This is a genomic window from Dyadobacter ginsengisoli DSM 21015 (assembly GCF_059568735.1).
In genome coordinates this window covers 164,446-174,927 of record NZ_JCANTY010000013.1, presented here as the reverse complement: position 1 = coordinate 174,927, position 10,482 = coordinate 164,446, and the positions used below count along the sequence as shown (strand labels likewise).

The 10,482-nt window shown below is 47.2% G+C and carries 10 protein-coding genes and 1 tRNA gene; 8 read left to right on the top strand and 3 right to left on the bottom strand.

What is annotated here, in order from left to right:
* From BP71_RS35610 to BP71_RS35590, 5 genes are all read left to right on the top strand, one after another.
* Positions 1–679, top strand: a 679-nt coding sequence (locus BP71_RS35610; RefSeq protein ID WP_496386443.1) for a T9SS type B sorting domain-containing protein, incomplete at its 5' end; no start/stop codon positions are given.
* A 126-nt stretch (positions 680–805) separates the two neighbouring features.
* Positions 806–1,684 carry an ACP S-malonyltransferase gene (gene fabD, locus BP71_RS35605; protein ID WP_496386442.1) on the top strand — a complete coding sequence of 293 codons (879 nt, stop codon included), beginning with the start codon at positions 806–808 and terminating at the stop codon, positions 1,682–1,684.
* A 66-nt stretch (positions 1,685–1,750) separates the two neighbouring features.
* Positions 1,751–1,821, top strand: a tRNA-Gln gene (locus BP71_RS35600).
* A gap of 246 nt (positions 1,822–2,067) precedes the next feature.
* Complete coding sequence (locus BP71_RS35595) at positions 2,068–2,673, top strand: TetR/AcrR family transcriptional regulator (RefSeq protein WP_496386441.1); 606 nt, start codon at positions 2,068–2,070, stop codon at positions 2,671–2,673.
* A 108-nt stretch (positions 2,674–2,781) separates the two neighbouring features.
* A complete protein-coding gene (locus tag BP71_RS35590; protein WP_496386440.1) occupies positions 2,782–4,290 on the top strand; it encodes a lipopolysaccharide biosynthesis protein in 1,509 nt (502 codons plus the stop codon).
* Positions 4,291–4,294: 4 nt separating this feature from the next.
* Here BP71_RS35590 and BP71_RS35585 read toward each other — a convergent pair whose 3' ends face one another.
* Positions 4,295–5,041 (bottom strand): ABC transporter ATP-binding protein, encoded by a 747-nt coding sequence (locus BP71_RS35585; RefSeq protein ID WP_496386439.1) that lies wholly within the window; start codon positions 5,039–5,041, stop codon positions 4,295–4,297.
* A 42-nt stretch (positions 5,042–5,083) separates the two neighbouring features.
* On the bottom strand, positions 5,084–5,812 hold the full coding sequence (locus BP71_RS35580; RefSeq protein ID WP_496386438.1) for an MlaE family ABC transporter permease: 729 nt from the start codon (positions 5,810–5,812) through the stop codon (positions 5,084–5,086).
* A gap of 62 nt (positions 5,813–5,874) precedes the next feature.
* Between BP71_RS35580 and BP71_RS35575 the strand changes: the two genes are divergently transcribed.
* The 3 genes from BP71_RS35575 to BP71_RS35565 all read left to right on the top strand — a co-directional run bounded on the left by BP71_RS35575 (position 5,875) and on the right by BP71_RS35565 (position 8,338).
* Positions 5,875–6,585, top strand: a complete 711-nt coding sequence (locus BP71_RS35575) for an SDR family oxidoreductase (protein ID WP_496386437.1) — start codon at positions 5,875–5,877, stop codon at positions 6,583–6,585.
* Between the two features lie 74 nt (positions 6,586–6,659).
* A complete protein-coding gene (locus BP71_RS35570) occupies positions 6,660–7,568 on the top strand; it encodes an ROK family protein (protein WP_496386436.1) in 909 nt (302 codons plus the stop codon).
* Between the two features lie 59 nt (positions 7,569–7,627).
* A complete protein-coding gene (locus BP71_RS35565) occupies positions 7,628–8,338 on the top strand; it encodes a glycosyltransferase family 2 protein (protein WP_496386435.1) in 711 nt (236 codons plus the stop codon).
* A gap of 47 nt (positions 8,339–8,385) precedes the next feature.
* Here BP71_RS35565 and BP71_RS35560 read toward each other — a convergent pair whose 3' ends face one another.
* Entirely contained in the window at positions 8,386–10,425 is a 2,040-nt protein-coding gene (locus tag BP71_RS35560) for a T9SS type A sorting domain-containing protein (protein ID WP_496386434.1), read from the bottom strand.
* Positions 10,426–10,482 lie beyond the last annotated feature (57 nt).

Below are 10,482 nucleotides of genomic sequence, written 5' to 3'. Positions count from 1 at the left end.
GATCCTTTGTGTTTCCTCCTCGGATACCACCAAGCCCTGCCCGCCGGTGCTCACCCTGGACCCGCTCAATTGCGATTCACTCAGGGCACATCCCGAAGCATTCTGTACCACGACAGGCTTTACAAATCACCTCTCATGGAATTATCCCGACCAGGTCGGTGGAAAAGAATGCGACCCGCTCGTAACAGCTTACAGGATCTATTATGCGAGATATGAGGGCGACACCCCGGCACTGATCGCTACCGTCACCACACCACCATCTCCACTTTCGACCACTTTCGACCACCAGGGGCTCACTTCTTTTGCAGGATGCTACTATGTCACCGCTGTCAACCGGTTCGGCGCTGAAAGCGCCCCCAGCAACATCGTATGCAGGGACAACTGCCCCATGTATGTGCTGCCAAACGTATTCACACCAAACGGAGATGCCAAAAACGATGTATTCCAACCCTATGAATGTCCCGCTTTCGTACAATCACTCGAATTCAAGGCTTTCAACAGATGGGGTGCACAGGTATTCTCCACCAAGGACGTCAACATCAACTGGGACGGAAAAACAAACGGAGGAAAAGAACTCGCAGCTGGACAATACTATTATGAAGTAACCATCTTTTTTGAATCGTCTAAAAAACAGAGCACCCCTACTTCACTTAAAGGATGGGTGCAACTGCTCAGATAATCAAATATTCTCAAGAAAAAAGGCAATGCGCATTGCCTTTTTTCTTTCGCATTCAAGTATTTCCTTTGTAGCCCGGTTTTTGCGCCGGGCTTTTTATTTCATCATGGATAACCATCAATCACCAATATGAAAACGGCATATGTTTTCCCCGGTCAGGGCTCGCAGTTCAAAGGAATGGGTCTGGACCTCTATCAAAGCTCCGATTCAGCCAAAGCATTGTTTGAAAAAGCAAATGAGATCCTGGATTTTGAAATCACCAAGATCATGTTCGAAGGCTCAGACGAAGAGTTGAAACAAACCAATGTAACACAACCCGCGATCTTCATCCATTCCGTTGTTCTGGCAAAGATCAGCCCTGATTTCGCACCTAATATGGTAGCAGGTCACTCGCTCGGCGAATTCTCCGCTTTGGTAGCGGCAGGTGCATTGTCATTTGAGGACGGTCTTTCGCTGGTTGCCAAGCGTGCGGCAGCCATGCAAAAGGCATGTGAGGTGCGCCCGTCGACCATGGCCGCCATTCTGGGCCTCGCCGACAAGGTGATCGAAGAAATATGCGCCGGCATCACTGATGAGATCGTGGTACCAGCCAATTACAACTGCCCCGGGCAGGTCGTAATCTCCGGAACGATCGAAGGTGTGGAAAAAGCTTGTGAATTGCTGAAAGCAGCCGGTGCGAAACGTGCATTGATATTGCCCGTCGGAGGTGCTTTCCACTCCCCCCTGATGGAGCCAGCCCGCGAGGAACTGGCATCGGCCATCCATGCGGCACAATTTCAGGCACCGATCTGTCCCGTATACCAGAATGTGAATGCCAAACCCGCCACCGAGGTAACGGTAATCAAGGGAAACCTGATCTCACAACTCACAGCTCCGGTAAGATGGACGCAATCTGTGGAGCAAATGGTAGCTGATGGTGCCGGAATATTCATCGAATCAGGTCCGGGCAAAGTTTTGCAAGGCCTTGTAAAAAAGATCGCTAGCCAGGTTGAGCTAAAAAGTATTTAATTTTTTTTCCAAAATACTTGACAACATAAGCAACCACGATTACTTTTGCACCACTGTTTACGGTTTTGGCCGATGGTGTAATGGTAACACAGGACATTTTGGTTGTCTTATTCAGGGTTCGAGTCCTTGTCGGCCAACAGTAATCTGAGAGCTCATTGAAAAATGGGCTCTTTTTTTATGCCTTCCTATTCCCGTCTTTAAATTTAGAATTCATCCAAATTCCATCTCCTTTCCGCCATTCAATAGGTTTTCAAACCTTTTGGGCACGAACGGTTACATTAAGGCAACTAATCTAAAAAATTGGTTACTTATATCATTTTTCTTCTATAAAATTTGGATATGAAATGTTACATTTACTATGTTTTAACCTAAACAGCACCCATATGAAAATTGACAAAGTAAAAAAGCGTGATCGCGAGCGCACGAAGAGTAAAATACTCAAGGCGGTCGGCGAAGTAATCGAACAACATGGTACAGAGAAGGTTGGGGTCAATCTTATTGCCCGAACCGCCGGCGTAAACAAAGTACTGATTTACAGGTACTTTGAAAGTGTTGATGGCCTGATGGAGCAATACGTCAAGTCAGGTGAATACACATCCACCCTCAGCACGGATTATATTGACAACATTCCCGAGCTCTCACCCGACGAACGGGCCAAGGCGCTCACATCCCTCATGCACACTTTCACCAATGATCTGCGCGAACGCAAGGCCACCCGTGACCTGCTTCGCTGGGAAATCGGTACCGGAAAGTCAATGCTGTCAGATGCCCGCAATCAGATCGCCACGCGGATTCTGAGCAAAATAGGTGACCTGCCCTATTACAATGACACCAGCGCACTTGTCGCATTCATTTCCGCAGGTATTTATTTTATGACCATCTCCTCTGATTATCGTGACAAAATGCTGGATGTAGATCTCCAATCCGACGAAGGCTGGAAACGCATCGAACATGTGATCAACAGTATTATCTCGGACGTACGAGGTTAAAAATAAAAAATCCGCAGGCCCTTCCCGTTTCGATGGGAAGGGCCCCTTTCTTTTATTGGCATATGCAGTGCGCGATGACCTATATTTGCGGTTCAAAATCCTGCATGAATGAGTGTCTTAAAAAAACTGGCCAGTGAAACCGCCACTTACGGCATCAGTACGATGCTTGGCCGATTTCTGAATTACCTGCTGGTCGCCTTGCACACCGACCTTTTTGAACCCGAACAAATCGCCGCGCAAGGTCAGCTCTTCGCCTATGCAGGACTGGCTTTGGTTCTCTATACCTTCGGTATGGAAACGGCATTCTTCCGCTTTGCACGCGAGGAAAAGGACCGGAATCAATATTACAATCTCATATTAAGCGCGGTGATCCTGGTGAGCCTTACCTGCTCCACACTGATGTTCACATTTGCGCAAGCTACCGCCGTACTCATCAAATATCCCGAAAGCACCTCGATCGTCAGGATGTTTGCCATAATCATGGCTATCGACGGGATTGTCTCCATCCCATTCGCTAAGCTGCGCCTGGAAGGAAAAGGAAAGAAATTCGTCACCATCCGGGTCGTAAATATTCTGATCAATATTTTCCTGAACCTTTTCTTCCTTCTTGTGTGCAGGGATATCGTGGCAGGCAAGTATCTGACTTTCCTGAAACCAGCCATAGATCTCTTTTATGACCCATTACACGCACCGGATTACATTGTCCTGGCCAACCTCGTTGCCAACCTGACATTCTTCTGGATGTTGCGTAAGGAGTTTGCCGAATTCCGGTTCGTTTTCAACACCACGATCTTCAAACCCGTCTGGGTGTATGCATTCCCTATCATGGTCATGAACATAGGCGGTGTGGTCAACATGCTTTTCGACAGGGCGTTTATACAATTCCTGCTTCCAGAGAACTTCTATCCGGGCAGGAGTACCAAAACAGCCATTGGTATCTATGTCCAATGTTACAAGCTCTCGATCTTCATGAACCTGGCAATCCAGGCATTCAAATATGCCGCAGAACCTTTTTTCTTTTCAAAGGGGGAAGATAAAAATGCACCTGCGGTTTTTGCCAAAGTGACTAAATATTTCGTCATCATCTGCGTGCTGATGTGGGTAGGAATCTGCCTGAACCTCGACCTTTTTGCTGAATTGTTCCTTAAACAGAAAATTTATCATGAAGGACTTGGCGTAGTACCCTGGCTATTGGCCGGATATCTTTTTCTGGGCGTGTACTACAACCTGGCCACCTGGTTCAAACTGACCGATAAAACACAATTCGGGACATGGCTGACCCTGACCGGGGCCGGCATTACCATCGCGACGAGCTTTCTACTGGTACCTCATATCGGCTACCTGGGTTTTGCGATTTCGTTTGCATTGTCAGGGCTTACCATGCTCTCACTTTGTTATTATTTCGGACAAAAATTTTATCCGGTGCCCTATGACGTATTATCTGCTCTGGGTTACATAGGAGGAGGCGCTTTACTCATTTACGGCTCGTCCCTGATCAAAATTTCTGACCTGTGGATTTCCGTACCGGTACATATGGGCGTATTTGCCGCTTGTCTGATCGTAGTGTTCCTTTTGGAGCGCAAGAACATTCCCGCATTGCGCAGGAGAGAGAAATGATCTGCTACGGCTCCATTTCCCTTAAAAGCTTGTTGGAGAAGAGGAATTCTTTCAGTTCCGGGACGGTCGTTTTGATGATCTCCGAATTGACCCCTTCCCAAAGCTTGCTGCCCTGGTAAAGAAACATGATGTTCTGCCCGATCTCCATCACAGAATTCATATCGTGGGTGATGATAATGGTGGTAATCTGGTATTCCTCCGTGATTTCACGGATCAACTCATCGATCTTTACGGAAGTAAGCGGGTCGAGTCCGGAATTGGGCTCGTCGCAGAAGAGGTACATGGGATTCATCACAATAGCACGTGCAATTCCTACCCGCTTCTTCATCCCACCACTGATCTCCGAAGGCATCCGCTTGGCAGCAGCCTCCAAACCCACACGCTGAAGGCAAAATGCTACACGCTCCCGCTTCTCTTCCGCGGTTTGTTCCGTCAGCATATCCAGGGGGAAACGCACATTTTCCTCGACCGTTTTGGAATCGAACAATGCGCCACCCTGAAAAAGTACTCCCATTTCACGGCGGATCGACTGCCTGGTTTCCTTGTCACAGTTATAAAAATCGCGACCATTATAAAGCACATTACCCTGATCCGGCGTTACCAGTCCGATCATGCACTTCAGCAACACACTTTTACCTGTACCGCTTCCGCCTATAATCAGGTTAGTTTCTCCTTTTTGAAATTGGGCTGATATTCCTTTTAAAACTTCCTTACCGTTGAATGCTTTGGCAATATTGTTGATTTCAATCATTTGTTGGTCGGGTTGAAAACGAATCAAGGACCTTCTGAATGCTTACAGGAGTAGCTGAGCGAGCAGATAATCGGCAATCAGAATGGAGATACAGCTGTTGGTAACCGCCTGCGTGCTGGACTTACCCACTTCCAACGCTCCGCCTTCTGTAAAAAATCCCTTAAACGAAGATATTGAAGCTATCAGGAAGCCAAAAACAAACGGCTTTACGCACATGAAGAAGATATTGTACGGTACAAATGAGTCACGGATCCCGTACAAGTAGTCGCGTTCGGTGATAACGCCTGTCAGCGTACCGGCCAGATAGCCGCCGAGGATACCCAAAAACGCGGAAAAAATAACGAGCATCGGGAATGTCAGCATGGCAGCCACCACTTTCGGTAGCACCAGATACGACGCAGAATTAATCCCCATTACTTCCAGCGCATCGATTTGCTCCGTAATGCGCATCGTTCCGAGTTCGCTGGCAATATTCGAGCCGACCTTTCCGGCAAGCACGATACAGGTAATGGTTGGTGCCAATTCCAGGATTTCCATGTCCCGGACGATCAGGGCTACTGTGGAAATCGGAATAATAGGGCTGACGAGGTTATAGGCTGTCTGAATGCAGGATACTGCGCCGATGAATGTGGAAACAATCGCGACAATGAATATCGAACTGACACCGATCCCTACACATTCCTCCATAAATCGCCGCCAGTAGACCGATAATTTCTCTCCTTTCCCGAATAACGTACCTAAAAAAATGAAGTATTTACCGATTACCGACATGATATCTTAATTGTATTCAATATTTTCGGGAAAATTAGGCAAAAAAAGAAGTAATCAGAAAAATGAATCCATTAGCGGTTGTAACCGGTGGCACAAAAGGAATCGGAAGGGCAGCCATAGAGAAATTTTTAGCACAAGGCTTCGACGTAATTACCTGCGCAAGAAACGAGAGCGACCTCATCGGGCTGCAACAAACATGCAGCGAACTTTTTCCTCAATCCAGACTATCTTATTTAACGGCCGATCTCTCTGTCAGAGCGGAGGTCGATGCATTTATCGCGTTTATCCACAACGATAGCCGGTTACCAGAGGTACTTATCAACAATACCGGCGTATTCATTCCCGGACAAGTCCACAACGAAACGGAGGGCACGCTGGAAAAAACAATGGAAACAAATCTTTACAGCGCCTATCACCTTACCCGCGGGATAGTTCCCGGAATGATGGAGCAAAGAAAAGGGCATATATTCACTATTTGCTCCACAGCCAGCATCATTGCATATCCGAACGGAGGCTCATACTGCATTTCCAAATTTGCATTATATGGCATGACCAAGGTGCTCCGGGAAGAGATGAAACCATTCAATGTGCGGGTGACCGCTATTCTACCGGGAGCCACATATACGGACAGCTGGAAGGGGACCGACCTGCCCGAGGAGCGGTTCATAGATTCGAAGGACGTAGCCGAATCAATTTGGTCGGTATACTCGTTGTCTTCCAGGGCGGTTGTAGAAGAAATTTTGATCCGCCCGCAACTGGGAGATTTGGATTGATGAGTGAACAATAAAGCAATTTTACTAAATTGCCGCATTTTTAAAATTATTTATTAAACCCATATTTTCATTTCATGGAACAATACCTCGGTATAGACGTGGGCGGTACGAACGTAAAAATGGGGATCGTTGACGCTACGGATGGAAGAATCTCAAATTTTTACAGTCATGATACCGCCAGCTGGCGCACTTCTGGGCATTTTATAGAAAGATTAGGTGATGCAATAGCACTCCAGCTTGTTGAATATCCCGAAGTCAAAAAAGTAGGGATCGGCGTTCCGGGACTCATTACCCGCGACAGAACCACGTTGATCGAAATCACGGCAATCCCCGAAATAGACGGAATTACCATTGTTCCTGATTTGAAAGCCCGTTTTCCGACACACGATTTTTACCTGGAAAACGATGCGAACGCAGCTGCGCTGGGTGAATATTACTTCGGCGAAGACAAACTTCCGGAAGACTATATATTTGTAACGCTGGGCACAGGTATCGGCGGAGCAGCCATTATCGATAAAAAAGTATTTAAAGGCGGCGGCGGTAATGCAATGGAGCCGGGCCATGTTCCTTCTAAAAACGGAAAGGTACTGGAACGCAACATCGGTAAGAAAGAATTGCTCGATATGGCGAACACCATGCGTGCCGCTTACACCGGCACAACGCAGCTACCTGCGGACGGAACAATCTCTACCACCGGGCTTGTAGCGGCGGCATCTGCCGGAGATGAACTGGCAAAAGAGGTATTTCACGAGATGGGTTACCTGTTGGGCGAGGGACTGGTTTCGATGATCCGGATACTCGATATCACAACAATTTTGATCGGTGGTGGTATTTCTGCTTCATTTGAGTTTATTTTGCCCGCGATTAATGATCGGTTCAAGTATTGGCTGACGCCGTACTATCTTAAAACTGTTACCATCAAACGCGCAACCCTCGCCAATGACGCAGGGCTTCTTGGAGCAGCTTCATTGTGTTTTGAATAAATATCAGCCCCGAACAACAAAGATTCACGCTTAAACAGTCTTACTTTTAATTTTCCCTAATGAAGTTATCGATTATCGTTCCTGCTTACAACGAAGAAAAGACAATCCGGAAAGTACTGGACAAGCTCAAATCCGTTGAATTGATAGGTAATTTTCAAAAGGAGATCGTAATTGTCAATGATTGTTCTGCCGACAATACTGAGGCAGTCGCAAAAAAATTTATTGAAGAGAATCCATCGCTGGAAGTCAGCTATTTCCGGCACGAATACAACCAGGGGAAAGGAGCCGCCCTGCATACGGGCATTCGTCGGGCTACCGGCGACTATATTATCGTACAGGACGCGGACCTCGAATACGATCCTCAGGAATTCAATATTTTGCTAAAACCGGTTATCGAAGGATATGCGGATGTGGTGTATGGCTCCCGCTTCATGGGCGGAAGACCACACCGCATCCTTTTTTTCTGGCACACCATCGGGAACAAATTCCTGACGTTCCTCAGCAACATGTTTACCAACCTCAACCTGACGGATATGGAAACATGTTACAAGTTATTCCGCGCCGACCTGCTCAAAAATATCAAACTGGTCGAAAATCGCTTCGGTTTCGAACCTGAAGTGACTGCCAAGATCTCCAAAGTGCCGAAGATCCGCATTTATGAGGTCGGGGTTTCTTACTATGGCCGCACCTACGAAGAAGGGAAGAAAATCAACTGGAAAGATGGTTTTCGGGCGCTGTACTGCATTGTACGCTATGGTCTAGGAAGTTAGATTTTGCCCTGCCAGCCAACAATCCTCTCTCTTTCTTCTTGCTAAATTCATCGCTTGATGAATTTCTGTGCCGCTGAAAACCCATTTTTCTGCTCGACCTTTAACAAATAGGCACCCGCAGGCCATTTCGAAATATTCAACTCCCAGTCTTTAACAGACTTATATTCCGAACGGACACGAGACTGCCCGGCGGCGTTGAAAACCTGGATCACTCCCGATTCTGCATTTTTGAACCCTACTTTCAGCACATCGTCGACGGGATTGGGATATATTTGCCAGGTAAGGTCCCTTCCATTATGCTCCACCCCCAGAATAGGCGTCAGGTCTACTCGCGTAGTTGCATAGGCAGATTGTGAAATGTCGCTAACAGCCTGAATGCGGTACGTGTAAGTAGCATTTATTTCAATATCCTTGTCCTCAAACATCAAAGTCTTCGAATCCAGGTTCTTTAATAATACATAAGAAACGGTGTCGGCTGTTTTCTTTTCAAGAACATAACCCGTAGCACCTTCGACCGCTTTCCACGACAGAATCACTGAATTGAATGTCCTATTAGCCGATAGCTCTACATTAGGCAGCAACACGCCAATACCCACCTTATCGAAGGAGAATGCCCCCAGCCCTCTTTTGTTGAGCAGATAAGGTCCTGTGTAAATCGCAATATTGAATGAAAATGGCTCGATCAGCGGTAGATTGTCGGGATAAAACGACGGCAGGTAACTGATCGTCGTGGCGCTGGAAGGCTCTTTCAGCGTCAGTGTTACCTGGTTGCCTTCCGCTTTCCCAGCCGAAAAGGCTGCCTTTTTCTCATCGCCATTGAGGAAGAAAAAGTTCTTCAGGCTCAATACCAGCGGCTTGCCATCCTGCCCCTTTACGGTCGAATCGGCCGGCCATTTTAAAACCTGTCCTTCGTCGAATATCAGTGTGATCTCTTTTTTTTCCGCGTTGGTATAGAATGCCTTCTTAATATCCGGTGTCCTCACATTGTCCGAATCTTTCGATTTATAGATGTTTGGTGCAAAAAAGCGGTACATACGGCGACCAAACTCCTCAAAGCCTGATCTTTCATAATGCACCCCGTCGTAGCCGGGTGTCCCGATCGCAGCAAAATGGTCTGTTTTGGGATATAAATATTTGGTCCTCCGCAAAAAATCACGGGTAACACCTCCGACGGGATTGGGTGTGTCATTCCGTAAAATGATCAGGTTCGATTGCACCACGACGAATTGGTCTACTTCGGGATAATCCTGTTTCCAGAAGTTATAGAGCTGATCATATTCCTGCGCGTAATTTCCTATGTTTTCAAAAACCTCCTGTTCCCCGTGCATCCAGATAAATGCGCGGATTCGCTTGGGTTTCGCCACTCGGACTCTTTTTAGCAATCCACCGTAAAGCGAGAAGCTGGTGGGGTTCTTCGCATCTCTGATAAGAAATTCGCTGAGCTTTTTGCCTGGAAGCGAGCCGTTGATCACACAGGTAGGAATGCTGTCTTTTTCCAGTATCGACCGCTGCATTTCGAGACCCCATGCACCCACATATGTCCATGACCAGGCCGCAACTGTCCACAGCGTATCGCCGGGCAATATAGAGGGATCCCCGTCGGGCGTCCGGGCGATGGTACGGGCGTATTTGCTCGACCAGCCGCCAAAAATCGTTGCAGCTGCATTCGACTGCCCGCTAATTACATAAAAATCCCCTGCTACCACTTCGTTGCGTCTTACCATCTGAACCGAATCCGTTTCATGGCAGGCATAAACTTCAAAGGAGTAATCCGCCATTTCCGCCTTGATTCTGGCTGTCATGCTGAACGTTCCCGTCGTCTTGCCTCCATAATTGATGGCGGATCTCTGATAACCAATACGCTCGTTATTCCTGAAAACAACTACCGACATATGGTCCCACCCGGCAAGCTCGATAAAACCAGAAATAGGTACATCGGCCATATTATCGTCACCTCTTGCGTAAAGCTGCATGTCTCTGGGCAGGTTATCGAAGACGACGGAGTAGATGCGCTGTGCGTGGGAACTGCCGGCATAACCCAGCATGAGAAGAAGAAGCAGTAAAAATTTCCTGTGTGTAAAGTTCATTTCATTAAAAAGCTGTTTTCTGATAGCTGGTTGAAACCCGCGTCATGCACACGAGTA

What these genes read in the sequence shown, in the direction of transcription:
- fabD (WP_496386442.1), top strand. Translation starts at nt 806, where the DNA reads ATGAAAACGGCATATGTTTTCCCCGGTCAGGGCTCGCAGTTCAAAGGA.
- BP71_RS35595 (WP_496386441.1), top strand. Translation starts at nt 2,068, where the DNA reads ATGAAAATTGACAAAGTAAAAAAGCGTGATCGCGAGCGCACGAAGAGT.
- BP71_RS35590 (WP_496386440.1), top strand. Translation starts at nt 2,782, where the DNA reads ATGAGTGTCTTAAAAAAACTGGCCAGTGAAACCGCCACTTACGGCATC.
- BP71_RS35585 (WP_496386439.1), bottom strand. Translation starts at nt 5,041, where the DNA reads ATGATTGAAATCAACAATATTGCCAAAGCATTCAACGGTAAGGAAGTT.
- BP71_RS35580 (WP_496386438.1), bottom strand. Translation starts at nt 5,812, where the DNA reads ATGTCGGTAATCGGTAAATACTTCATTTTTTTAGGTACGTTATTCGGG.
- BP71_RS35575 (WP_496386437.1), top strand. Translation starts at nt 5,875, where the DNA reads ATGAATCCATTAGCGGTTGTAACCGGTGGCACAAAAGGAATCGGAAGG.
- BP71_RS35570 (WP_496386436.1), top strand. Translation starts at nt 6,660, where the DNA reads ATGGAACAATACCTCGGTATAGACGTGGGCGGTACGAACGTAAAAATG.
- BP71_RS35565 (WP_496386435.1), top strand. Translation starts at nt 7,628, where the DNA reads ATGAAGTTATCGATTATCGTTCCTGCTTACAACGAAGAAAAGACAATC.
- BP71_RS35560 (WP_496386434.1), bottom strand. Translation starts at nt 10,425, where the DNA reads ATGAACTTTACACACAGGAAATTTTTACTGCTTCTTCTTCTCATGCTG.